Here is a 22408-nt window from a genome sequence, read left to right as displayed (position 1 = left end):
ATCAGCCACGCTCCCAGTAGCTCGGTCCAACGGGTTCGGTGAAGTCGCTGGTCGCGATGAGGTAGCCCTCATCATCGACAGCGATCGGCAGCTGAGGCAGCGGCCGGACGGCCGGTCCGAAGATGACCGCGCATTCCTGCGTCAGGTCGAAGGTGGACTGGTGGCACGGGCAAAGCAGGTGGTGCGTGTGCTGCTCGTAGAGAGCTACCGGGCAGCCAACGTGGGTGCAGATCTTGGAGTAGGCGACGATGCCGTCTACCGACCAGTCCTCACGCCCGGGGGAGGGGTGCAGCTCGGAAGGGTCCAGGCGCATCAGCAGAACAACGGCCTTGGCCTTCTCCTCGAGCTTGTGCTCGGAGTCGTTCAGACCTTCCGGAATCACGTGGAACGCGGAACCGAGGGTGACGTCCGATGCCTTGATCGGGGTTCCGCTCGGGTCGCGGGTGAGGCGGACGCCGTTGTCCCACATGGTGTGGCGCAGGGCGTTACCCGGAAGCGGACCCAGGTCGCGGAACATGGCGATGGCCGGAAGCGGTGCCAGCGCCACAGCACCCAGAAGGGTGTTGCGGATGAGCGGACGGCGCTTGATGCCCGTCTCCTCGATGATGTCGCCGATCATCTTCTCGGCGACTACGCGGTCTTCCTCCGGACGGACTTCGTGGCGTTCCTCGATGACTTCGTGGTCCGGCATAAGGGTCTTTGCCCAGTGCACGATACCGACGCCGATGCCAAGCATCGCAAAAGCGGTGCCAAGGCCCAGGAAGAGGTTCTGCACCCGCAGGGTACCGATGGTCTCGTCCAGGCGGATAAAGAAATACGCGTAGAAAAAGAGCAGCGTTCCGATGACCGAGATGGCGAAGAGAATCGCCACCTGCTTTTCGGCGCGCTTCTCTGCCCGGGGATCCGTGTCGGCCAGGCGAGGACGGTGCGGGGGAAGTCCAGGATTCTGGAATTCCCCTTCTACGCCCTGGCCAGCCGTAGCAACGGTGCCCGAGGTGTTCGGACTGCCGTGACTATGGTCGCCCATGATCCCCCTCATCCTTCTCTTGAAACTGCATTAGTAGACCTATGTGTAACTGTGATGTCACCCCGTGGGGTGAGCGCGGCGATGGTTAGGAAGACCGGGAGGTCAACCAGATGGTGAAAGCAATGATCAGGCCCAGCCCGGCCGTCCAGATGAACAGGCCTTCGGAAACCGGACCGAGTGAACCGAGTTCGGCGCCACCAGGGGAGCCGTTGGCTTCGACGGTCTTCAGGAACGTGATGATGTCCTGCTTCTCCTCGGGGGAGATATTGGCATCGGAGAAGACGGGCATGTTCTGCGGGCCGGTGACCATGGCCTCGTAGATGTGCTCTTCGCTGACGCCTTCCAGGGCAGGAGCGAACTTGCCACGGGTCAGGGCGCCGCCGGCGCCTGCTGCGTTGTGGCACATGGCGCAGTTGACACGGAACAGCTCGCCGCCGGCGGCTGCGTCGCCGGTGGTCTCGAGGTACTGCTCTTCCGGAACAGAGGGGCCTGCACCGAGAGAGGCTACATATGCAGCCAGCTGCTCGGTCTGTTCTTCGTTGAACTGCGCGGGCTTCTGCTGGGCCTGGGGGCCCTGCATTGCCATCGGCATACGGCCGGTGCCGACCTGGAAGTCGACGGATGCCGCACCGACGCCCACCAGGGAGGGTCCGTTTTCGGTGCCGGTCGACTCCATGCCGTGGCAGGTTGCGCAGTTGGCAATGAAAAGCTTCTCGCCCTGCTGCACATCATCGGCAGTGTAGGTAGTGGCGGCCTGTGCCTCGTTCGCCCCGCTGGCGGCTGCATAAATGCCACCGGTAACGATGAGGCCCAGCAGCAGCAGTACTACTGCTGCCAAGGGGTGACGTCGCCTTTGCGATAGTGCCTTCACTTAGTGGTTCCTAACTTGTGTGGTCTTTTGGTTGCTCGTGCCACTTTGATTCTTGGTGTGGTGATGCCCAGCTGGCGGGCTACTTGAGGAAGTAGATGATGACGAAGAGGGCGATCCAGACAACGTCAACGAAGTGCCAGTAGTAGGACGTCACGATCGCCGAGGTCGCCTCGAAGTGGCCGAACCGCTTGGCAGCATAGGCGCGTCCGATGATGAACAGGAATGCGATCAGGCCGCCGGCCACGTGCAGGCCGTGGAAGCCGGTGGTGATGTAGAAGGAGGATCCGTACGCGTTCGAGGAGAGCGAGATCCCGTGGGAAACAAGCTCAGCGTATTCGTACGCCTGAACGGATACGAAGATCGCGCCGAGGATGAAGGTCAGGAAGAACCACTCGACCATTCCCCAACGTGCGATCTGGAAGAAGCCGCCGGTACGGCGCGGCTGGAGCCGTTCGGCGGCGAAGACGCCGAACTGGCAGCTAAAGGAACTGGAAACAAGGATCACCGTGTTCACGAAGGCGAAGGGCACGTTCAGCTTGGCTGTTTCGATCTCCCACATCTCGCCCGAGGTGGAGCGGAGAGTGAAGTACATCGCAAACAGCGCAGCAAAGAACATGAGCTCGCTCGAGAGCCACACCACGGTCCCTACGGAGACCATATTGGGGCGGTTCAGCGTGGGGTGAGCCGGGGTACTGGGGGCATGGGTCGCTGTTGTCACATAGACATTATGGCCGCAAAACTGCCCACTTCACCAACAGAACGGCACGAACGGCGCGTCTGATTCGTTCCCAAACGGCCCGCTTCCCAATAACGGCGCGGAACTGACGCTCTGGAAACAAATCAGCATTTTCTACAATTCGTAGATAACCTAGGTTGTGTGAGTACGTTTCCGAGTTCCAAGCACACCTGGCCGACGCTGATCAACGCGCTCATCGCGGGAGAGGACCTGAGTACCGAACAGACCTGGTGGGCCATGAATACGATCATGGCGGGCGAAGCCACAGACGCGCAGATCGCCGGGTTCCTGGTATCCCTGCGGGCCAAGGGTGAAAGTGTCGAAGAACTCACCGGCCTGGTTGAGGCCATGCTCGAGAACGCCCGTCCCATCTCCATTCCCGGTGAAACGCTGGACATCGTCGGGACCGGCGGCGACCGCCACAACACCGTTAATATTTCGTCGATGGCGGCACTCGTGTGTGCGGGTGCCGGGGCCAAGGTGGTCAAGCACGGAAACCGGGCGGCGTCGTCGTCATCGGGTTCGGCCGACGTTATCGAGGCGCTCGGGGTCCGCCTGGACCTTCCGGTGGAGCGCGTCGCCCAGGCGGCCGTGGAGGCCGGAATCACGTTCTGCTTTGCCCAGGTGTTCCATCCGTCCATGCGCTTCGCTGCCGTTGCCCGGCGTGACATGGGTGTGCCCACTGCCTTTAACTTCATGGGTCCGCTGACCAATCCCTCGCGTCCGTCAGCCTCTGCCATCGGCGTCGCGGACGAGCGCCTCGCGCCGCTTATCGCCGGCGTGCTTGCGGCCAGGGGCGTCCGGGCACTGGTGTTCCGCGGTGGTGACGGGCTGGATGAACTGACGACGACGGGTCCCTCCACAGTCTGGGAGGTGCGTGAGGGCACCGTAGAGCGCTCCGTGGTGGATCCACTGGATCTCGGGATCAGCCGGGCCACGCTGGACGATCTGCGCGGGGGCAACGCCGCGGCCAATGCCGCCGTCGTCCTCAACGTCCTGGCCGGGGACAAGGGTCCGGTGCGGGACGCGGTACTCCTGAATGCAGCGGCTGCACTGGTTGCCCTCGATTCCACCGCGGAGGGATCGCTGCCTGACCGGCTCAGTGCAGCCCTGCGGCGGGCTGAGGAGTCTGTGGACAGCGGTCGGGCGCGGGCAGCCCTGGACAAGTGGGTTGAGGTCACGCAGTAATCCTGCGGACTCAGTTACCAGCACGACTCAGTTACCAGCACGGCACAGTTCCGGCGCAACACAGTTCCGGCACGATGCAGGAAAAAGAGGCAGGCCTCGCGGCCTGCCTCTTTTTTTGCGCCCTTTTCCGTGGACCGCTGCAACGTTCGTTATTCAAACGTTGCAGCGCCAGCGGTGTTAGGGCCGCGAACTATCTGTTTTGAGCGCCTAACTAGCTGTCGAAACCCAGCGAAAAAGCGGCGTCGAGGTCATGTTTGGAGTAAGCCCGGAAGGCGATCTGAGTGGTGGTGCCGATCACGCCGGGAACCTTGGACAGGCGGTTGGCGATTGTGTCGGCCAGGTCCTCGTGGCGGCGGACACGGGCAACGGCGATCAGGTCCCACTCACCCGTTACCGAGTAGACCTCGCTGATGCCCTCAATTTCGGAGATTTCCTCGGCACATTCGGGGATCCGGGCGGAGTCGGTCTGAATGAGTACGAAAGCGGTGATCACGGATTGCCTTTCGAAGGTCCTGCAGGGCGCGGAGTCTCAGGCCCTGTTCCCTAGCCTAGTGGAATCCCGGCGGGCGCGCCCGCCAGCGAGAGCGGAGCACACTGCCCGCGGCAGCAGGAGGAATGCTGCCAGGACACCGAAGGTGACGAGAGCGAAGCTCAGGGCGATCCCTCCGCCGGCCAGAACGCGGATCACCAGCCCGGCGCCCGCGGTGATGAGCCAGAGGCTGACTCCCGTGGGCCACAGTGCGGCCGGACGGCGCCGGACGCGGAGCACCAGCCAGCCGCCGAGGCAGGCGGCGATGAACGGGGAGGCCGTGAGCAGCACACCGGCCGGGTCCAGCCCATGGGCATGCGTGTCCCTGCCGAGGGCTGCAAAGGTGATGATCAGTACGACGTCGGTGGCCAGGAAGGCGGGCCAGAAACGGGAGAGCCGGCTAGTCACGGAGCTTTGTCCTCTACTTCTTGGAGCTGGGGATGTCCGCCGTGGGCCCGGACGTAGGGGCCCAGCAGATCGTAAACGCGTTCGCGCACCTGTTCGTGCGGGATGCCGGCCTCGAGCAGGCGGGTGCCGGAATGGACCATGGAATTAATCAGGGAAGCGGTAATGCCGGCATCTGCGGCACCCATTTCCTCCAGCGTGCTGACCAGGGGATCCAGCAGCTGCTGGTGCATACGGCTGCTCTGGGCATCGAGTTCCTCGCTCGGCGCGACGGCGGCGAGCGCGTTTCCGACTGCATGCTCGCCCTCAGCAACCAAAGCGATGTTGGTCAGCACGTAGGCGAGGATCCTGTCAGCCGGCTGCTTCTCCGCAGCCATGGCGTCCTCCACCCGCTGCGCCCAGCGGGGAAAGACGTCCTGGACCAGCGCGTTCAGCAGGTCGGTGCGGGATTTGTAGTACTGGTACGCGCTGGGGCGGGCGAGGCCCGCCAGCGCGGCCACTTCAGCCATGCTGGGGGCCTCACCCGTTTTGGCGAGGAGGGTCCTGGCGGCGTCCAGGAGTGCCCTTTGCTGTGCCGCCCGGTGCTCGGCAACCGTCGGGGCAGTGATGCGGGGCAACGGGCCCTCCTGTTCTTGCATTCTCTAGCAGGCCAGCCGGCCGTCCACCATCGCAACAACCCTGTCGCAGTGATGGAGGACATCGTGATCGTGGGTAACCATAACTGTAGCAACGCCATGCCCATGGGTTTCCCTGGCGAGCAGTTCCACCACGTCCTGGCTGCGCTGGCGGTCCAGGGCCGCCGTCGGCTCGTCGACCAGCAGCAGCGTGGGTTTGGTCACCAGTGCCCTGGCGATGCCGACGCGCTGCCGCTCACCACCGGAGAGCTGGCCGGGACGGCTCTTGAGCTTGTGTCCCATTCCGACGGCCTCGAGCAGGGGCAGGGGATCGAACCTGCCGCCCATTCCGGCCATCCGGTGCACCAGCTCGAGCTGCTCGGCGGCGTTCAGTGCCGGGATGAGGTTGCCTGACTGGAAGACAAAGCCAATGTTCTCCAGCCGGAACCGTGCTTTTGCGGCTTTGCTCAGGGTGCCCAGGTTGGCTCCGTTGACGCTGACCCGTCCGGAGCCGGGGTTTGTCAGCGCCCCGGCCACCGCCAGAAGGGAGGACTTTCCGGCACCGGATGGCCCGACGACGGCGACGAGTTCCCCTGGCTGGATGCTGAGGCTGACGTTGTCCAGGGCCTGGACGGTGCCGGCCCCGTCCCCAAGTGCCAGGCACGCGTTTTCGATCAGCAGCCCGCGGGTGCGGACCGATCCGGCAGTCTTGCTGGTCTGTGTGCTCATCGCTGTCCTCCCAGGGCAGCCAGGGGATCAACCCTGGAAATACGGATGATGGCTATGGCAGCACCAAGGACCCCCATCAGGATGGTCAGGGAGGTTGCAGCCGCAATGGGTCCGGCGTCGAGGGCAAACGGCATGGCACTTCCGGACAGTCCGGCGCCCATGGCGAGTCCTGCGCTCAGCCCCACAGCCGTGGCGGCAATCAGGATCACAACTGCTTGGACGAGGCCATCCCGAAGCAGGTAGCCGGTGGAGGCGCCGATAGCGCGCAGTACCGCCAGTTCATGCTTCCGCTGGATCGTCCAGACGGTGAAGAACGCTCCGACCACCAGGGCGCAGATGGCGTAGAGGAAGATCTGGATCATCTCCAGTGTCAGCGTTTCTGCCGTATAGCCGGGGGAGGCGTCAAAGGAGTCCTTCAGCGTGGAGGTGATGGTGCCGGCGGCCGCGTCACCCGCCGCGAAGTCGAGGTTTGCCCCGGCTTCGGCCTTAATGGCGATGGTGCTGGCGGTGTCGAAGTCCAGGGCAGCGATGGCCGCGTCGGTGGGCGCGCCGGGTCCGGCCTGCCCGCTGGCGATCAGCTGCCAGGTTCCGAGCGGAAGGTAGGCAACGGTGACATGGCCGAAGGTTGCCTGCTCTTTGGTGTAGCCAACAACTGTGAGTTCGACGTCGGTGCGCTCCAGGGTGATCACTGAGCCGATGGTGATGCCTTCGGCTTCGGCGGTCGGAGAGACGACGATTTCATTCGCGGCCCCGATACCCCGTCCCTGGCCGGTCTCGGGGGCAAGGAAGGAGCCGGTGTCGACGCCGAAGAGGGACAGGTCCACCTGGGTGCCGTCATCCGTCACTCCGTTGGTCATGGCGGAACCCATCATGGTGACTTCCTGGACACCGGGCTGGCGTTCCCAGGCCCCGGCCTGGGTCACGTCAACGATGCTCCGGGAGAACGCATTGTCCGTTTTGGTGCCTTCATTAAACGCGAAGGCCGTGGCTGGCATGTTTTTCAGTCCAGAGACCCCGTCGTTGACGAGGCCGGAGGACACCCGGAACGGCCACAGGTCCCTAGCCCACCGGGACCGGCTCTGCTGTGCTGGAGGAATGAGAAGCGCCCGGGACGTCTGGCACCGGCTCCGCCGTTCCCGGACGGTGCGCTGGATCGCGGCGGCGGTGGTGCTGCTGGTCATCATTGAGTACGTTGTCCTGCCGCAGCTGGTGGGGTCCGACAACGTGCTGCGGGCCCTGGCGGGACTGTCACCGGTAATACTGGGGGGCGCCCTCTGCCTGGAAATTCTCTCCTTGTGCGCCTACAGCGCTCTGACGGCGGTGGTGCTTCCCGGATCGCGGCGTCCCCGGTATTTCACCCTGCTGCGGATAGACCTGAGTGACCTCGCGGTCAACCACGTGGTGCCCGGCGGGGGAACCACCTCGGCGGCCGTGCGGTACAGCCTCCTGACACGGGCCGGGGTCCGGTCCCAGGACGCCCTGAGCGCGGCGATGGTGCAGGTTGTTGGGGCGAATCTGGTCCTCGCGGCACTCTTTGCGGTGGGGTTGCTCACGGCGTTGGGAGAGGTGCGGGTCAACCGGTATTTCGTCACGGCCGGCGTCGTGGTCCTGCTGCTTTTGGGAGTGAGCGGGCTGGTCCTGTCCATCCTTGACCGCCACCTCGCATCAGTAGTGCGGGCGGCGCGCCGGCTTGCCGGCTGGATCAAGGTGGTCAAGCCGGACTCGGCGGAGAATTTTGTCCGGACCATGGCGGCGGAAACCGCGATGTTCCGGCGGGATCCGGGACGGCTGATCCGAGCCCTGACGCTGGCAGTGTCCTACTGGATATTCGACGCTGCCTGTCTATGGACCTTTGTCGCTGCCTTCGGTCATGTGCTGGCACCCGGCGAGCTGCTGATTGCCTATTCCCTGGGGAATCTGGTGGCGCTGGTACCGCTGACACCCGGCGGTCTTGGACTGGTTGAAGGGGTGCTGGTGCCCACGCTGGTGGGTTTCGGCGCCCCGGACACGGCGGCTGTGCTGGGTGTGCTGTCCTGGCGGATCGTCAACTTCTGGCTCCCGATTCCGGTGGGAGGGCTGGCCTGGCTCTGGCTGCGTCTCGGCCCGCTGCGCCGGCCGGCCCGGCAGTAAAGACGGCGGGCAGTAAAGACGCCGGGCAGCCGCCGCCAATGCTGGACCCGGCTAGGAGAGCTAGTGCAGGAGGCTCATCCAGTTAGCCGGTACCCGGCCGGCCGGGCCGGGCGCCGGCTGGCTGTCAGGGTGGGCCTGCGGTGGAGCCAGCTCCGGACCCGTAAACATAGCCTGCTCCGGATAGCTGTAGAACCAGTTCTCGCCCGGTTCAAAACTGTGGACCACCGGATGTCCGGTTGAGCGTTCATGAGCAGAAGCGTGCTGTGAGGGGCTGGAGTCGCAGCAGCCAACGTGCCCGCACTCAGCACACCGGCGCAGGTGGAACCACCAGCCGTCCTGGTCCAGGCACTCGGCGCAGCCGGTGCCGGAAGGAGGAACATGAGGGTCGATTCCTGGGATGGATTCCACAGCGAACTCCTTTGGTTACTTGGCCGGAGAAGACCCACAGTAGCCATCCGGCCGGTGAGACAGAAGCTGTGCGCCGCAAAGACCGAACGTGGTCAGGGAGGTGGGCTTAGGCTGCGGGCTCCCCGCCGCCGTCGGGCGCCGTGCCCGGGTAGCCGATGGTGAGTGTGTCCAGGACGGTCTGCCGGGTGAAGACACCGCTTCCGGGTGCCGTTTCGGTCAGCAGGTCGATGGTGAAAAGGACCGTGGTGCTTTCCTCTCCGGGGTTGGAGGGCAGCGCAAAGCCGGAAGTGTAGGCGTACGGCGGCTCCAGGGCGAAGCTGCCCTGGTCGTTGGTAAGTTCTACTCCCAGCGCGTCGATCCGGGTGTTGAACCGTGTGACCCGGATGGCGCCTGGCGCTGAGTTGCCGTCGACCTTCAGGCTGACACTGATGATTGGTGAAGACTCCGGCGTCCAGTCGGCCGGGTTCTCGTTGGTCCAGTAGTCCAGGATGAGGGTGTGCGAGGCCGCTCCGAGACGGTGGCTGGTGGAACCCTCTGCCAGCTCGTTGACAGGCTCGGGCGCGGGAGCCGCCGGGGCCTGGGTCTCTTCGGTGCTTTGCGGGGCGCCGCTGCTGCCGGGGATTCCGGGGAACGAACACGCCTGGAGGCCCAGCATCAGTGCCAGCGCGGCCGCAGATACGGCGACCCGGTGCGCGCCGGACGGCGGGCGCTTGCTCACGGTCATACCTTGAACCCATGGTGCCTGCGCAGTGCCTTGCGCAGCATAAAAGTGGTCTGGACCAGCGTGGTGATGTAGAGGATCGGCCAGCCGATGGCCAGCACGGCGGACTGCAGGTTGCTGGGAAGGTTGAGCCAGGCGAAGGTGAGTCCGGCCGCGATCACGAGTGCCACCAGGGCGGGCATCAGGAACCCGTAGCCGGCCCCGCGTTCGGCCCGGGCCTGGGCAGCCCAGTTATCCGTTTGCTGGCGGGAGAAGAACTTTGTCCAGGCGCGGACAAAATGCCCGATCCGCAGCCAGAGATAGATCTCCGCGGGCAGGGCAAAGAGCGCGAAGGCAATGTCCCGTGCACTCCTGTTCTGTATCGAAAGGGCGATGCGCAGGTTGAGGATCACAGCGACCAGAGGCGGGATGAGCCAGAACGGGTAGAACACGTAGGCACCGATGCTGAGCGAGGCGGCGAGCAGCAGTATGAAACCCATTCGGGTGACGATGTTGAAGAGCATCGAGACGTTTTCGCTCCACCGCAGCCGGAGGTTCGGGTGCAGCGGCTGTCCGGGGGTGTTGCTCCGCTGGCCCGGCCACATCAGGTCGATTGCCCCGTAGTTCCACTTCACCTGCTGCCCGTCCAAGGCGCGGAGGGTGCCCATGCCGCCTACCGAGGCGCGGGCACGTGCCGAGATCTTCGTGGCGTAGCCGATGCTCTTGATCTGCAGAGACAGCAGAGAGTCTTCAACCTCCGAGTCCTTGACCCACGGTGTTGCCTGGCGGTTGTCCACCATAACTGTCTTCAGGGCTTCCATTGAAAGAATGGAACATTGGCCGCCGAGAACCGCCATGTTGCGGCCGCGGAGGAGATTGTCCATATTGAAGGCGGCGAACTGTGCCCTTTGGCCGGCAGCAAGAAACTTCGCGATCAAGCCCTTTTTGGGCTCACCGACGGTATAAATTGCGGAAACGCCCCCGACCCGCGGATCACTGAGAATTTCCTCCTCGAGGTGTGCGACGGCGTGTTTGTCCAGGATCGTGTCGCCGTCTACGCCAAGGAAATAATCGAAGTCATTGCAGACCTGGCTGAACCCGTAGTTGAGTGCGCCGACCTTCTTGTCAGTGTTCACCCCAATGTCATGGACAAAGACTTCGGTCTGGTACGTCAGGTCCTGATAGGTATGTTCATGAGGCCCCGCGAACTCTCTGGCAAGGTAAAACGTCTCGTCATCGGTGTTGTTGATAACTACGTGTATGACGTCCGGCAGCCGGGTTTGCTTCAACAGTGCGTTGAGGACGTCGACTATGGTGTCCTCTTCGTTATAGGCCGGAATTACGCAGGCAATTGTTGCCCGCGAGGCTGATTTTTCCACAACTTTTCGCTGAACTACCTTGAGATAGTCTGCGTGGAGTATTTCCCGGTCTGTAATCATGGTGCCTCCTTCCAGGCATCTCTAGTCCTCACCGTCTCTTCAGCCGTCATCCTTACAGCGGTAATGGCTGAGTAGCCGAAATTTCTGCGCAGGAATAGCTCAATATGCCCAGTCGTCGGGTTCGAGATGAGGGGAGGCACTCATTAGTATGCATTCGGGGTGAATTAGTACGCATCCTGTGCAATTTAGCCGGACGGGACCGGGCTCCCGCCCTCCCCGGGCGTCAGGCACAGCACAGCAAGGGGTGAATTCGCGCACGCTGGGGCGCTGCCGCCCGCATGGGGCCGCCGGAGTGCCCGCAAGGTGATTTCCGACGCGTCCTACCCTGAAAATATGAGGAACCTGCCTTTCGCGGCAGCGGGGTTTATGGCCGGTGCTGCAGCAGCAGCCGGGACGCTGGCCGCAACTGTTATCCACAAAGACCCACGACCGTCGGCTTTTTTCATCCGCGGTGTGTTTTCCAGCGGGGGTAAAGTGCGGCTGAACACACTGCGCAGGCACGTTCGGACCGGGGGAGTGAGGGCCCATCGCGGTCTGCCCTATCTCGGCAGGTCCAAACGTCCCTCGCTTGATGTTTTCCTGCCGGAGAATGCCGGCGGCGGTCCGCTTCCCGTTGTTGTCTGGGTGCATGGCGGCGCCTGGATTTCAGGCTCCAAGGAGAACGTGGCCCCCTATCTGCAGATCCTTGCCGCGCATGGGTACGCGGTGGTGGGCGCCGGTTACTCCATATCCCCGGAGGCGAACTATCCCCAGGCCGTCACCGAGCTGAACAGTGCGCTGGCCTACCTGCGCGAACATGCGACGGAATACGGCATAGATCCCGACCGGATAGTGCTGGCCGGCGACTCGGCGGGAGCGCAGCTGGCGGCACAGCTGGCGCTGATGATCACTGACCCGGAGTATGCCCGGCGTACCGGCGTCGTTCCGGCCGCCGCGCGGCAACACCTGCGCGGAACACTGCTGTTCTGCGGAGTCTACGATCTCAAAGCGATGGCGCGGCTGAAGGGCGTCGTGGGTTGGGGATTCCGGACCGCGCTGTGGGCGTATACCGGCAAGAAAGACTGGGCGCGGACCCCTGCCGCGGAACACATGTCCATCCTGGACCACGTGAATCCCGATTTTCCGCCGACGTTTATCTCCGGCGGCAACGCCGACTACCTGACCGAGCAGCAGTCCAAGCCGCTGGCAGACAGACTGGAGGAACTCGGCGTCCAGGTTGTCCGCCGGTTCTGGCCGAAGGACCACAAGCCGGCCCTGGGACACGAGTATCAGTTCAAGCTGGAGATTAAGGATTCCCGCATGGTGCTGGCGGACACCCTGCGGTTCCTGGATACCGTCACCGGAGGGCAGTCAGTCCCGGTACGCTCCGAGCTGGAGGCCGCGGCGTAGGCCAGCGGAGTCGCCCCGCGTCTGCCGACGGGACACAGTACCGGTCCCGGACAGTTCTTAAACGCTGCGGCGGCCGCACTCCCGTGGAGATGCGGCCGCCGCAGCGTTGTATCTAGGACCAGATGTCGTCGCCGCGCAGGGAGGCGTCGGCGCCGCCGTCGCAGTAGATCGTCTGTCCGGCGAGGTGCGAGTTCTCCTCGCTGGCCAGCCAGGCGAGCAGGCGGGCAATCACAACGGGCTCGGAGTGCCCGTTCAACGGCATGGGGACGTTTTCATCCACCATCTTCACGCCCTCCGGAGTCGCGAGCAGCTCGCGGGTCATCGCGGTCAGGACGGTACCCGGCGCAACGGCGTTAAGCGGAATGCCGTTGCCGGCGTAAAGCTCACTGATCGATGCGCGGCGCACCCAGCGGCTGAGCGCCCGCTTGCTGGAAGGGTAGTTCAGGTAGCCGATCTGGGGACCCTGGTCGGCCAGCTTCTGGCCGATCTGCCGCGCCATGGCTTCGTCACCGGCGAGCATGGCATCCACGAGTTCGGGGGAGTTCGGCTGGAGGGAAGCCATGGAACTGACGACGACGGCGCGCGGCGCCTCGCTGCGGGCCAGCACGGGGGCGAGCCGGTCCAGGAACTCGGTGACGCCAAAGAAGTTCACGGACACGGTCAGGGGGATGGGTGCGGAGATGCCGGCGCAGGCAATGACGGCGTCAACCGAGCCGCCCGCGGCTTCCACCGCACGGTCTGCGGCGATCTGGCGCCCTTCGGGAGTGCTGAGGTCTGCCTCAACGTCTGCGTTGCGCAGGTCCACGCCAATGACTTTCTGTCCGCGTTCCCTGAGCAGGTCAGCGACGGCTGCCCCGATGCCGGAGGCGGACCCTGTGACGATATAAGTACGTGTTGTCATACTTCGAGCCTACTCCCGCTCCGGCCGTGGTATACGGGGGTGTGCGGCTGTTGCAGTGGTGCGTGCGTCCATGATTTGGTGCTACCCGGAAGCAGGCAGCGGCAGGTCCGCGACGGCGGGGATGCGGGTGGGGCCGATGACTCCAGGAGTCCCCTGAACCCACTCAGTGGGTGCAGGGCCACGTGGGTGGACTGGCTCGTTGCACCATTAGCTCAGAGCTAATACCAGGCCGACTATTAGCCGTTGTGAACGAGAGCCAGGTAGAGCACAGCGAGAGCCGACAGCGTCCAGCTTGCCAGACTGCCCACAAGGAATTCCTCGGCCTTTGAGCCTGTTCCGCGGTCTTCTGCAATTTCCGGGAACCGGACAACGCCCTTCGCAGCTGCAAGTGCGGCAATGATCTGTGGTGCCCCGGCAAAAGCCAGGACGACAATGAGCAGTCGCTCAATCGGACCGATGAGGCGGCCGCCCTTGAGGGCTGGACCACGGGCAGGTTTTTCCCCGGCACGGACGCTGGCCACCTGCCTGCTGCGGATAAAGAACTCCCAGACGTTGGGCTGTTGTGTTGCCGCGGGACTTTCTTCGCCCCTCCCGCTGTTCCCAGGGTGGGTGTCTTCCTGATGGGCGCGGCCCAGTGCGGCAAGGGCGACGATGTTTGCGCTTCTGGTGAGGAAGACGGCAACAGCAGCAGCGGCGACGATGGTTTCCACAGAGACGGACGACGCAGATTCCAGGGCCGTGAGGGAGTAGGCATCCAGGAGGAAACCGGATGCCGACTGGGCCGTCCGGTCAAAGACGGTGATTCCGAAAACCAGGACAAACAGCACGATGACCGGCCAGAGCCGGGGGACAGCGGGGGAGGAGCTGTCCATCCGGCCTGCTTCCATCGGTTTTGGTGCAGGCATGCTGAGTGTCCAGCCAAAGGCAAGGGCTCCACAGGCCGCTGCGGCAAGGAAGGGGATGCCAAGCCCGGTAATGACCAGCACCGACACGGCAGCGAGGAGCAGCAGCCTGCCGGGCAAGGTGCGGCCAAGGCGCAGCCCGCCAGCGAGATCCACCAGGCCGACCATCAGCAAAAGGGTTGAACCGATCACCGCAGCATGCCCTTTTCCAGTTCCTGATGCGCCGCCAGAAGCGCCGATCCACCCGAGCGCCGCAGACTCTGCGAAACAGCCGACTGGGTAATCTTCTCCCGCCGCGCAAGTTCCGTTTGGGACACACCGAGCAGGACACCGGCAGTCAAACGGCGGGCGCGCGGACTCATGGCACTGATTGACGCGTCCCGGAGCAGCAGAAAACCGTTGACCAGCGATGCCTCACCAGCGGCTTTAGCTTCATCCGAAACGAACCAGGACCGCAGGTAGGGGTCCGTGCCATGTTCGCGATGATGCGTTTCCTCAATGGCTTCCCGGGCATTCCACCACGCTGTCCCATCCTGAATGGCACCAGGAGCCAGTTCATCGACGTCGGCCGTGATTCCTCGTCCCAGGCCAAACCTGCAGTCCACACCCTCCGGAAGCAGGAGGCGCACCAGCGAGGTTGTCAGCAGAGCATCACCCAGGGTGTGGAACACGGCCTGGAATTCGTCTCCGACGGTGGGCCAGAGCGGGCGGTGCATCGGGCGGGTGCCATGTGCCTGCGCGAACGCCTCGCGGATGGAACGCTGCGCGCCGACCCGGTCGCTGAGTTCGCGCGACTTCACGATGTCGACGATGAGTGCAATCACAGAATTCGGCATCTCATAAGCATATAGCTTATTTAGGCAGGAGTATAAGCGTTTCTGCGCAAGCTTCTGACGGGACCTTTCCAGGGGAGGCAGATCACGCCTCAGAATGCAACGAGAGCGGCGGACACTGCTAGGTCGAGCCCCCCGCAGCCACCCAGGGGAGGCTTCCAGAGTGTTACTGGCACCCCTGCGGATGAAAGTCATGCGTATTCCTGTGCCGGACTCCGACTCCAGACGCGACAAGTGAAACCAAAAGGGTGAGCGGACAGGAATTTCTAGCGGTTCCCAACGAGATGACTCTAGGATGGCCGCATGACGCCTCGAGGGATTGGAATAGCCCTACTCTGCGTGGGGGCAGTGAACGCCCTCGTGGGCACGATGCTGGCTTTTCAGTCTGAACCGAACAACGTCTGGGCATATGTCATCGTGATTAGTGGCGTTGTCGTGATGATTTTCGGCTACTTCATCGGAAAGCGGAAAAGCTGGACCTGACGCCCACTGAGCAACCGCGGCCTCGTCTGTCCGGATTTACTCGAACAGCCGCGCCTAATCCGACCGGAGAACCAATTTGTTTACGGGTTGTCCGCCGGTTGACGTAGCGGGCCCATGCGTCGCCTGCGTTGTCGGCGTGGAGGAATGCGATTTGGTGGCTGTATCCGAGTGCGTCGGCGACCAGTGGCGGCGGTGAGACTAACAGGTGTTCGTCCAAGGCAGTGATTCGTGCCCCGCGCAGGTCGATGCCCAGGTTACGGAGCCTGTCCATGATGGTGTTTGGGTGTAGTGACTGACCGGCGCGGGTTCCCCGGGAAGAGCCACCGGCTTTGAGTGCCCGCCCCGGTTCTGAGATTCGGACGGCTCGCGAGGTGCTCTTGAAGTAGATCTGCGAAAGGCTCGGGAACGGGCACCGGATGGGCGCCGAAGCTGATCCTCACCTTTTCGTTGGTTCGGCTGATTTCGACGGCATCGGTCCGGAGTTTGGCTACCCGCACGAGCGGTTGGGCGTAGAGAAGCAGCAGGATGCCGGCGACTCTGTAGGGCAGGGATTCACTGGTGCCGGTCAGCAGTTCCCTCAGCCATGCCACGCGTTGGTCCTGTGTGATGGTTGGACGTGTTTTGGCGGTGTAGTGACCCATCTCCACCCGGTGATTTGTGCCGGTGTTGTTGATGAAGACGATGAAGGTGCGGATGGCTTTTCTGGTTGTGGGGCCGGTGGCGAGCCAGGTTTCGATGTCTTGCTGGGTGCAGCTCGCGGCCGTCCGCTGGTGGGCTTCCCAGAGCCAGTCCAGGAACTTGATGGTTTCGGTGATCTCTTGTTTGGCGGAGTGCACCGGGGCTTGGGCGCTCTTTTCCGGTGTTGTCAGGGACCGGATGCGGCGGAGGTGATGCCAGGTGGCGAACTGGCTGAGGGGTTTGGCGACCTCCTCGGGCAGGTCGCGGAGCTTGTTGTCAATCCAAGTCTCGAACCGGGCCAGGTGCGGGTCTTGGTAGGGGAGGAGCCCGTGATGGATGAACAGGGCAGGCAGGTGATTGGCTGGTCGTTCCGCCGACTCAGCCGCGGCGTCGAAGCCTTCGTGTGTCAAGGGAGTTTGCCCGCATGACAGAGATGTCAGGAGGGTCTGGACTTCGGGGGAGCGCTTCCAGGTGATGATGCTTTCGGGCCGGTCTGCCTTGCAGAGGACATCGACGATTTTGCCGGCAGTCTCTGGTTCGGCAGGGTGTGTGAGCAGTAGTTCGTTGAGGTCATCTCGGAGGGCGCAGCGGGCGCAGATGCCGCGCCGGTAGAACTCGCCTTCCGTATTGCAGCGGCTGCAGTGGAAGTCGTGGAGGATGCCTGAGCAGGGTGCGCAGCGGGGCCCTTCGATGGTTTCGGGCGGGCCGGGCAGTAGCCGGTGCTGGCCGCAGCCGGGGCAGATCCCGTAGGTGCGGGTGGCGGTGGTGAAGCAGGGGCCGCAGATTCGGCCTTCGGGCCAGGTGGCCCGGGTCCGGCCGACGTTTCGGCCGCAGCGTGCACACGTCGCGATCCCCGTGTGCGGGGCCGGCCGCGGCTGGTGCTGCGGGGGCTGAGGCCTTCGGGTTTGTCAGCGGTCATCGTCGATGATGCGTGCCCGTCGGGGTCTGACGGTGCGGTTCAGGTCAACGACGTTGGGGGCGCTGGTGCCGGTTCTGCGGGCGCGGACGTCGGCGGCTGTGACGGTGATGAGGTCCTCGGGTCCGCAGGAGAAGATGTCGCAGATCGCGGCGATAACCTGCAGTGCGACGCGTTCGGCTTTCTGGTTGACGAGCCGGTAGACCTGTGGCCGGGACAAGGTGATGCCCCGCTCGGCCAGGAGGGGATGAGGTCGGTGGTGTTGTGCAATCCCCGTGCTGCCATGAGCTCGGAAAGCCACCACTTGTATTCGACTTCGCGCCTCACCACTGCCCCCGCATCTGCACGCCCAGGACTTCATCCATGGTGCGGTCCAGCGCCGCCTTGAGCGTGGTGTTGCGGAAGTCGTCGCTGACGAACTGGTAGATCCCGGTGGTTGAGGCGTGTTCGTGGCCCATCTGATGTTGCACGAATCTAGGATCCCATCAGTCCTCCAGCCGGTGCGTTGCGTAGGAGCGCCGGAGCGAGTGCAGGTCCAGGCCATCCAGCGGCAGGCCCAGCTCGTTGAGGTAGCGCCGGAGCCGGCGCAGCAGGGGACAATTGATTCATCTGATGCAATACGCAGATTACAAGTTGACATAATGTGGATTATCGGCGTGCAAGACAAGGTGCCGGAAAGTGGTTCAGGCCACCCCCGCCGGTTGTTTGTACCAACCTGCGGCGGCGCGGAATTCGCCGCTCGGCACCCTTCGGCGAACGCACCGCGGCTCTCACGCCGCTCCCAACAGCCCAGCGCTGTCCGCACACCGTTTCCAGGCAGTGGAATCTGCGTGAGGACCTTACGTGTTTTTGCTCTCGCCCACGGCGGGAACGGCTGTGAAATTCAGTTGACATAACGTCCCCCACCAACAGCCGGGACCGATTTGCAGCCTTACATAATGCCTGCCGTCCCCCTGGGAACATTCCAGCACCTCGGCGTGTTATATCGGCGTTGACCTGCAGGAAGAGAGGTGGTGCCCACTGAAAAACCCCATCACCAGCTTCCGGATCATCCATCCCCGGCGCCCTGCCTGGGTGCCCGGCCTGCCGCAGGTGTGACCGGTCAGGCCTTATTCGGACCAATATGGCCACCAATGAGCCGCCGTTTGGTGTGATCGGCAGCTTCACCTATATGATCTACGCTCGAACCCCCCACAAATTCAGGAGATAAGCACTACAAATGGCTACCGATTACGATGCCCCGCGCGTCAAGGAAGAAGACCAGCCCACCGACTCGCTGGAGGGACTGAAAGCCCAGCAGCGCGGCGGAGCGATGACGGCGGTTATCGATGTCGAAGAGTCTGACGCCATCGATGGCTTCGACCTGCCGGGCGCTGACCTGTCCGGTGAAGAACTGCTGATCAAGGTCGTTCCGGCCCAGGCAGACGAATTCACCTGCATGTCCTGCTTCCTCGTCCGCCACCGTTCGCAGGTGGCCCGGGAGAAGAACGGCGACAAGTACTGCGTGGACTGCGAAGGCTAGCGGTACTCCCCCAGCACACAGTGCAGCAAACCAGGCCCGGAGCAGAAAATGCTCCGGGCCTGGTTTCTTGTGACGGTGAGGTTCAGCCGCCCCGGGCACACGGCCTCGAAGCACGTTCAGCGCCGTCGGGCGGGGGCCCTTAGGATGGATCCGTGACATTTGAACCCGGCCCAGCTGAAACCGCCGCCGCCATCCGCAGCCTTGTCCTGCCGATGCTGGAGCATGAAGAAGTTCCTATCGTCCAGCTGGGGCATCCTGCGCTGCGCCGGCCGGCCGTTCCCTTCGAAGGGCAGCTGGAGGATGATGAGCTGGCTGCGCTGGTGGAACTGATGCGGCGGGTGATGCACGCCGCCCCCGGGGTGGGCCTGGCCGCGCCGCAGATCGGTATCCCGCTGAGGCTTGCCGTGCTGGAAGACGGCTTTGTTGCCGACCCCGCGGTGGCGGAGGAACGGGAGCGGTCTCCCCTGCCGTTTTTCACCATTCTGAATCCCCGGTACGAGCCTCTGGATGACCGCATGGCCGCCTTCTACGAGGGCTGCCTCTCCTTTGAGGGGTACCAGGGGGTAGTGGTCCGCCACCGCTCCGTCGCATTGGACTACGACGACGAAGCCGGCATCACCCGCCGGCGCGAGTTTCACGGCTGGCCAGCCAGGATTGTCCAGCACGAGACCGACCACCTGAACGGAATTGTCTACGTGGACAAGGTCCTCACCCGGTCACTGTGCTCCAACGCGGAGTACCCGCGCTGGGCGGCGCCGGGAATCGACGAGGCCCGGCGCGTGCTGGGCTTCTAACCCCGCACCCGCCGGACCGCGGCACCCCCGGGACTCAGGTCAGTAAACACGATTCCGAAAACGGACGCGGCCCCAGGGTACAGCTAGACGCCGGCCGTGACCGGTTCGCCGTCGTCTGCCGTGGACTCTGCCGGGGTGTTCGCGGCGGTGGGCAGCCAGCGCGCCCACCACGCCAGAATGTGCTCGAACCGCTGACGGCGGTGCCAGGGCGTCCCGGTCCGGGAAAGCTCGTGGTTCTCCCCCGGAAACAGCAAAAGTTCAGTGGGAATATTCCGGAGCTTCAAAGCCGTGTAATACCGCTGCGCCTGCTCCACCGGGCACCGCAGGTCCTCTTCGGAATGGATGACCAACGCCGGGGTCCGGACCTTCTCCACCTGCGCGAACGGACTCTGCGCCAGCACGTGGTCCGGATCTGTTCCGGTGTAGGCCGCGGAGAAGAACCAGCCGATGTCCGCGGAGCCGATGAAGGAAAGCGGGTCCAGGAACCCGCGCTCCACGATCGCAGCGGCAAACCGGTGGTCCTGGGCAATCGTCCAGGCAGTCAGGTAGCCGCCATAGGAACCGCCCATCACACCCAGGCGCCCGGCATCGAGCTCCGGATGCGACGCGAGCACACCCTCCAGGAAGCCCAGCACATCCTGCAGGTCCAGGGTTCCCATGGCCTCCTTGATGGCGCGGCCGTGTTCCTGGCCGTAGCCGGAGGAGCCGCGTGGATTGCACATCACCACGGCATATCCGGCGGCCGCATATACCTGCGCCTCGTCAAAGAGTCCCCAGCTGTACTGGGAGAACGGACCCCCATGGATGTTCAGCAGCACCGGATGCGGGCCGGCACCTTCCGGAAGCACCACCCAGCCGTGCACCGGATAGCCGTCCGCTGACCGGTGGGTTTCCTCCCGCAGCGGCCGCACGGTGGTTCCGGCGCGCAGTGCGGCGGAAAAATCGCTCAGGACCCGAAGGTCCCCGGGCGCCCCGGGATCGAGTACGGCCACGTCACCGGCCGTGTCCGGGTCCGTGAAGGTCACGACGGCGGCACCCGACTCTGCTGCGGCGGCCCCGGTTACTACCCGCGGGCCTGAGAGCAGTGTGCTGACGGCACCCTGGGCCTGCACCCGCAGCAGTTCACTGCTGCCCTGGCGCAGATTGAACACCAGCGCGGCATCCGCGCCAACCGGGACGATTCCGCCGCCGGCCAGGTCCATGACTGCCGGATCACTCAGCCGGACCGGGGATGCCGGGTCCAGGACCGGAGCGGCATAGAGGGCGGTGTTGCGGGCTACGAAGTCCAGGCCGTTGTCGGTCAGGTCCTGGGCCAGGTAGAACAGCCACTTTCCATCCAGGCTCTGCACCGGATCGCACACGGACAGCCGTCCACCCGAACCGAGGTTGCTCAGGCGTTCCGGCTGGCCTCCCCCGCCGGCCCGGACCGCGTAGACGTCGGTGACCAGATCAGTATCGGCCTCCGGATGCAGGGCTGCGGTGAACAGGACGTGGGTGCCGTCGGCCGAGAAAACCGGTTGCAGGACATCGGCATCGTAGTCGGTGAGCTGCAGTGACTCGGGAAGGCCGGTGGCGCTGCTTGCTCCGGCAGTCTGCCCGTCTGCCGCTGCGCGGCCGGCCGGTTTGATGAAGGGTTCCCCGGCGAGGTCCGGCAGGGTGAGCACAAACGCCTGGATACGTTTGTCCCGCGAGTATCCAGCCCCGTTCATCCGATAGTTAAGGGTTGTGATGAGCCGGGGGTCCTCCGCACCGGGGGAAACCCCCTCGACGGTGCCGTAACGGCCGTGCTCCGGGTCACGGGAGGAGAAGACAATCCGGGTGGAGTCAGGTGAGAAACGGAACCAGGAAACGCCCAGCCGCCGGTCGGTCAGCTGCACCGGTTCCCCTCCCCCTGCGGGCATGGCAAAAAGCTGCGGACGCTCCCCCGGTCCGGACCGCAGAAAGGCAAGGATTGTTCCGTCGGGCGAAAAGCGCGGGGCGGAGTCATGAAAACCTCGGGTGATCCGCTGCGGCTCCCCGCCTTCCAGGCCTATGGTCCACAGCTGCCCCACGTAGGCATCGGCGGTGAAGTCGGGCCGCTGGACGGCGACGACGGCGCGGCTTCCGTCAGGGTGGAGGGCCGGTTCGGAGACAGAGTTCAGGAGATCCAGATCACTAGGTTTCACGGTTCCGAGCTTAGCAAGCCGCAGATGCTGCGCCTTCAGCGGGCGCACCGGCACTGCGGCAAGGACTCTGCGGCCTAGGATTGGGATATGCCCTCCGCACACAAAGTCCTGCTGACCTGCCCAGTTTGTCAGGAGGCGCTGGTACCTCGTCAGGACCGGAAGCAGCTGGTCTGCAGCTCGGGGCACCAGTTTGATGCGGCGCGCCAGGGGTACTTCAACCTGCTGACCGGTGCAGGGACCAAATTCCAGGCAGACAGCGCCGCGATGGTGCAGGCGCGGGCAGACTTTTTGGCTGCCGGCCACTACCGCCGGCTGGCCGAGGCGGTAGCTGCCATGGTGACGGGAGCTGGAGCCAGCCCGGTGCTTGTTGATGCCGGAGCCGGCACCGGCTACTACCTCGCTGAAGCAGCGCGGACGGTGGATGCGTCCGCCACGGTGGCCCTGGATATTTCGAAGTTCGCCCTCCGCCGGGCGGCTAAGGCTCTGCCCCAGGGATACGCGCTGGTATGGGATGTCTGGCGCCGTCTTCCGCTGGCCGACGGCACGGCAGACGCCCTGCTGAACGTGTTTGCTCCCCGGAACCCCGCCGAGTTCCGCCGGGTGCTGCGCCCTGGCGGGATTCTCGTCGTCGTCACTCCCCTGCCTGCGCACCTGCGTGAACTGCGGTCGCTGGGCGGGCTGCTCGGTATTGGTCCGGAAAAGGCGGACAGGGTTGCCGGTTCACTCGGTGACGGCTTCGCCTTGGAGGACAGCCAGTCTCTGGAATACACCATGATCCTGTCCCGGGCCGACGTGCGTAACGCAGCGCTGATGGGCCCCTCCGCCCACCACCTCGATCCGGCGGTTCTGGAAGCGGCGCTGGAGTCTGTTTCCTTCCCCCTGCGGGTTAGTGCGGCGTTCGCCCTGCAGCGGTTCCGGGCTTTGGAGCCGCGCGATGCGAAGTCCGTGCAGCAGGACACCGGTACCGGAGACTGACGCGCCGTTAAAGGTCTACCTAGGTAAAGGGCTGAAGATCAGGCAGAATAAGCCAAAAGCCTGCATAGACTCCT

At 64.2% G+C, this 22408-nt stretch carries 24 protein-coding genes; 6 read left to right on the top strand and 18 right to left on the bottom strand.

Going from position 1 to position 22408, the window contains the following annotated elements; all coding sequences use genetic code 11:
• Position 1: 1 nt before the first annotated feature.
• The 3 genes from qcrA to ctaE form a co-directional block, all read right to left on the bottom strand.
• On the bottom strand, positions 2-1027 hold the full coding sequence (gene qcrA / locus H9639_RS02545; RefSeq protein WP_191806541.1) for a cytochrome bc1 complex Rieske iron-sulfur subunit: 1026 nt from the start codon (positions 1025-1027) through the stop codon (positions 2-4).
• A gap of 85 nt (positions 1028-1112) precedes the next feature.
• Positions 1113-1898, bottom strand: a complete 786-nt coding sequence (gene qcrC, locus H9639_RS02540) for a cytochrome bc1 complex diheme cytochrome c subunit (protein WP_191806540.1) — start codon at positions 1896-1898, stop codon at positions 1113-1115.
• 79 nt (positions 1899-1977) lie between these two features.
• Positions 1978-2616, bottom strand: a complete 639-nt coding sequence (gene ctaE, locus H9639_RS02535; RefSeq protein ID WP_083521473.1) for an aa3-type cytochrome oxidase subunit III — start codon at positions 2614-2616, stop codon at positions 1978-1980.
• Between the two features lie 159 nt (positions 2617-2775).
• Here ctaE and trpD point away from each other — a divergent pair, with 159 nt between their 5' ends.
• On the top strand, positions 2776-3822 hold the full coding sequence (gene trpD, locus H9639_RS02530) for an anthranilate phosphoribosyltransferase (RefSeq protein WP_318241955.1): 1047 nt from the start codon (positions 2776-2778) through the stop codon (positions 3820-3822).
• 211 nt (positions 3823-4033) lie between these two features.
• On the opposite strand, the gene H9639_RS02525 is transcribed toward trpD, so the two are convergent.
• The 5 genes from H9639_RS02525 to H9639_RS02505 are packed head-to-tail and all read right to left on the bottom strand — an operon-like array spanning position 4034 to position 7094.
• On the bottom strand, positions 4034-4315 hold the full coding sequence (locus H9639_RS02525) for an Lrp/AsnC family transcriptional regulator (protein WP_191806539.1): 282 nt from the start codon (positions 4313-4315) through the stop codon (positions 4034-4036).
• 36 nt (positions 4316-4351) lie between these two features.
• Positions 4352-4759 carry a DUF3054 domain-containing protein gene (locus H9639_RS02520; RefSeq protein ID WP_191806538.1) on the bottom strand — a complete coding sequence of 136 codons (408 nt, stop codon included), beginning with the start codon at positions 4757-4759 and terminating at the stop codon, positions 4352-4354.
• Positions 4756-5373 carry a TetR/AcrR family transcriptional regulator gene (locus H9639_RS02515; RefSeq protein ID WP_191806537.1) on the bottom strand — a complete coding sequence of 206 codons (618 nt, stop codon included), beginning with the start codon at positions 5371-5373 and terminating at the stop codon, positions 4756-4758. The genes H9639_RS02520 and H9639_RS02515 overlap by 4 nt, the downstream gene beginning before the upstream one ends.
• A gap of 24 nt (positions 5374-5397) precedes the next feature.
• Positions 5398-6099: an ABC transporter ATP-binding protein gene (locus H9639_RS02510; protein WP_191806536.1), complete on the bottom strand. Its 702-nt coding sequence runs from the start codon at positions 6097-6099 to the stop codon at positions 5398-5400.
• Positions 6096-7094, bottom strand: coding sequence for an ABC transporter permease (locus tag H9639_RS02505; RefSeq protein ID WP_225219069.1), 999 nt, complete (start codon positions 7092-7094; stop codon positions 6096-6098). Before H9639_RS02505 ends, H9639_RS02510 begins: the two co-directional genes overlap by 4 nt.
• A 100-nt stretch (positions 7095-7194) precedes the next feature.
• On the opposite strand from H9639_RS02505, the gene H9639_RS02500 reads away from it, so the two are divergent.
• On the top strand, positions 7195-8229 hold the full coding sequence (locus tag H9639_RS02500) for a lysylphosphatidylglycerol synthase transmembrane domain-containing protein (RefSeq protein ID WP_225219068.1): 1035 nt from the start codon (positions 7195-7197) through the stop codon (positions 8227-8229).
• Between the two features lie 60 nt (positions 8230-8289).
• On the opposite strand, the gene H9639_RS02495 is transcribed toward H9639_RS02500, so the two are convergent.
• The 3 genes from H9639_RS02495 to H9639_RS02485 all read right to left on the bottom strand — a co-directional run bounded on the left by H9639_RS02495 (position 8290) and on the right by H9639_RS02485 (position 10776).
• Positions 8290-8637: a UBP-type zinc finger domain-containing protein gene (locus H9639_RS02495; RefSeq protein WP_191806534.1), complete on the bottom strand. Its 348-nt coding sequence runs from the start codon at positions 8635-8637 to the stop codon at positions 8290-8292.
• Positions 8638-8743: 106 nt separating this feature from the next.
• Positions 8744-9355 carry a hypothetical protein gene (locus tag H9639_RS02490; protein ID WP_191806533.1) on the bottom strand — a complete coding sequence of 204 codons (612 nt, stop codon included), beginning with the start codon at positions 9353-9355 and terminating at the stop codon, positions 8744-8746.
• Positions 9356-9357: 2 nt separating this feature from the next.
• The gene (locus tag H9639_RS02485) at positions 9358-10776 is read right to left on the bottom strand and encodes a glycosyltransferase family 2 protein (protein WP_191806532.1); all 1419 of its coding nucleotides are present in this window, start codon (positions 10774-10776) and stop codon (positions 9358-9360) included.
• A 516-nt stretch (positions 10777-11292) separates the two neighbouring features.
• Between H9639_RS02485 and H9639_RS02480 the strand changes: the two genes are divergently transcribed.
• Complete coding sequence (locus tag H9639_RS02480) at positions 11293-12165, top strand: alpha/beta hydrolase (protein ID WP_191806531.1); 873 nt, start codon at positions 11293-11295, stop codon at positions 12163-12165.
• A 112-nt stretch (positions 12166-12277) separates the two neighbouring features.
• Here H9639_RS02480 and H9639_RS02475 read toward each other — a convergent pair whose 3' ends face one another.
• From H9639_RS02475 to H9639_RS17235, 6 genes are all read right to left on the bottom strand, one after another.
• A complete protein-coding gene (locus H9639_RS02475) occupies positions 12278-13066 on the bottom strand; it encodes an SDR family oxidoreductase (RefSeq protein ID WP_191806530.1) in 789 nt (262 codons plus the stop codon).
• Positions 13067-13302: 236 nt separating this feature from the next.
• On the bottom strand, positions 13303-14160 hold the full coding sequence (locus tag H9639_RS02470) for a hypothetical protein (protein WP_191806529.1): 858 nt from the start codon (positions 14158-14160) through the stop codon (positions 13303-13305).
• Positions 14157-14804, bottom strand: coding sequence for a SatD family protein (locus tag H9639_RS02465; RefSeq protein ID WP_191806528.1), 648 nt, complete (start codon positions 14802-14804; stop codon positions 14157-14159). Before H9639_RS02465 ends, H9639_RS02470 begins: the two co-directional genes overlap by 4 nt.
• 734 nt (positions 14805-15538) lie before the next feature.
• Positions 15539-16372, bottom strand: coding sequence for a hypothetical protein (locus H9639_RS16765; RefSeq protein ID WP_225219067.1), 834 nt, complete (start codon positions 16370-16372; stop codon positions 15539-15541).
• A gap of 498 nt (positions 16373-16870) precedes the next feature.
• Positions 16871-17098: a helix-turn-helix domain-containing protein gene (locus tag H9639_RS17010; RefSeq protein WP_263598530.1), complete on the bottom strand. Its 228-nt coding sequence runs from the start codon at positions 17096-17098 to the stop codon at positions 16871-16873.
• 103 nt (positions 17099-17201) lie between these two features.
• The gene (locus H9639_RS17235; protein WP_404799704.1) at positions 17202-17348 is read right to left on the bottom strand and encodes a hypothetical protein; all 147 of its coding nucleotides are present in this window, start codon (positions 17346-17348) and stop codon (positions 17202-17204) included.
• Between the two features lie 749 nt (positions 17349-18097).
• On the opposite strand from H9639_RS17235, the gene H9639_RS02445 reads away from it, so the two are divergent.
• Positions 18098-18400, top strand: coding sequence for a DUF4193 domain-containing protein (locus H9639_RS02445; protein WP_191746586.1), 303 nt, complete (start codon positions 18098-18100; stop codon positions 18398-18400).
• A gap of 152 nt (positions 18401-18552) precedes the next feature.
• On the top strand, positions 18553-19194 hold the full coding sequence (locus tag H9639_RS02440) for a peptide deformylase (protein ID WP_404799703.1): 642 nt from the start codon (positions 18553-18555) through the stop codon (positions 19192-19194).
• An 83-nt stretch (positions 19195-19277) separates the two neighbouring features.
• Here the strand turns inward: H9639_RS02440 and H9639_RS02435 are convergent, their stop codons facing one another.
• Positions 19278-21359, bottom strand: coding sequence for a S9 family peptidase (locus H9639_RS02435; RefSeq protein ID WP_191806527.1), 2082 nt, complete (start codon positions 21357-21359; stop codon positions 19278-19280).
• A gap of 87 nt (positions 21360-21446) precedes the next feature.
• Here H9639_RS02435 and H9639_RS02430 point away from each other — a divergent pair, with 87 nt between their 5' ends.
• The gene (locus H9639_RS02430) at positions 21447-22334 is read left to right on the top strand and encodes a putative RNA methyltransferase (protein WP_191806526.1); all 888 of its coding nucleotides are present in this window, start codon (positions 21447-21449) and stop codon (positions 22332-22334) included.
• Positions 22335-22408 lie beyond the last annotated feature (74 nt).

The organism is Arthrobacter gallicola, assembly GCF_014836775.1.
In the GTDB taxonomy this organism is placed as follows: domain Bacteria; phylum Actinomycetota; class Actinomycetes; order Actinomycetales; family Micrococcaceae; genus Arthrobacter_B; species Arthrobacter_B gallicola.
The sequence above is the reverse complement of the archived record's forward strand: the minus strand, read 5'-3'. Positions and strand labels throughout refer to the sequence as shown.

Coding starts and splice junctions, on each gene's coding strand:
- qcrA (WP_191806541.1), bottom strand. CDS start 1,027: ATGGGCGACCATAGTCACGGCAGTCCGAACACCTCGGGCACCGTTGCT.
- H9639_RS02510 (WP_191806536.1), bottom strand. CDS start 6,099: ATGAGCACACAGACCAGCAAGACTGCCGGATCGGTCCGCACCCGCGGG.
- H9639_RS02505 (WP_225219069.1), bottom strand. CDS start 7,094: ATGCCAGCCACGGCCTTCGCGTTTAATGAAGGCACCAAAACGGACAAT.
- H9639_RS02500 (WP_225219068.1), top strand. CDS start 7,195: ATGAGAAGCGCCCGGGACGTCTGGCACCGGCTCCGCCGTTCCCGGACG.
- H9639_RS02485 (WP_191806532.1), bottom strand. CDS start 10,776: ATGATTACAGACCGGGAAATACTCCACGCAGACTATCTCAAGGTAGTT.
- H9639_RS02475 (WP_191806530.1), bottom strand. CDS start 13,066: ATGACAACACGTACTTATATCGTCACAGGGTCCGCCTCCGGCATCGGG.
- H9639_RS02465 (WP_191806528.1), bottom strand. CDS start 14,804: ATGCCGAATTCTGTGATTGCACTCATCGTCGACATCGTGAAGTCGCGC.
- H9639_RS02445 (WP_191746586.1), top strand. CDS start 18,098: ATGGCTACCGATTACGATGCCCCGCGCGTCAAGGAAGAAGACCAGCCC.
- H9639_RS02430 (WP_191806526.1), top strand. CDS start 21,447: ATGCCCTCCGCACACAAAGTCCTGCTGACCTGCCCAGTTTGTCAGGAG.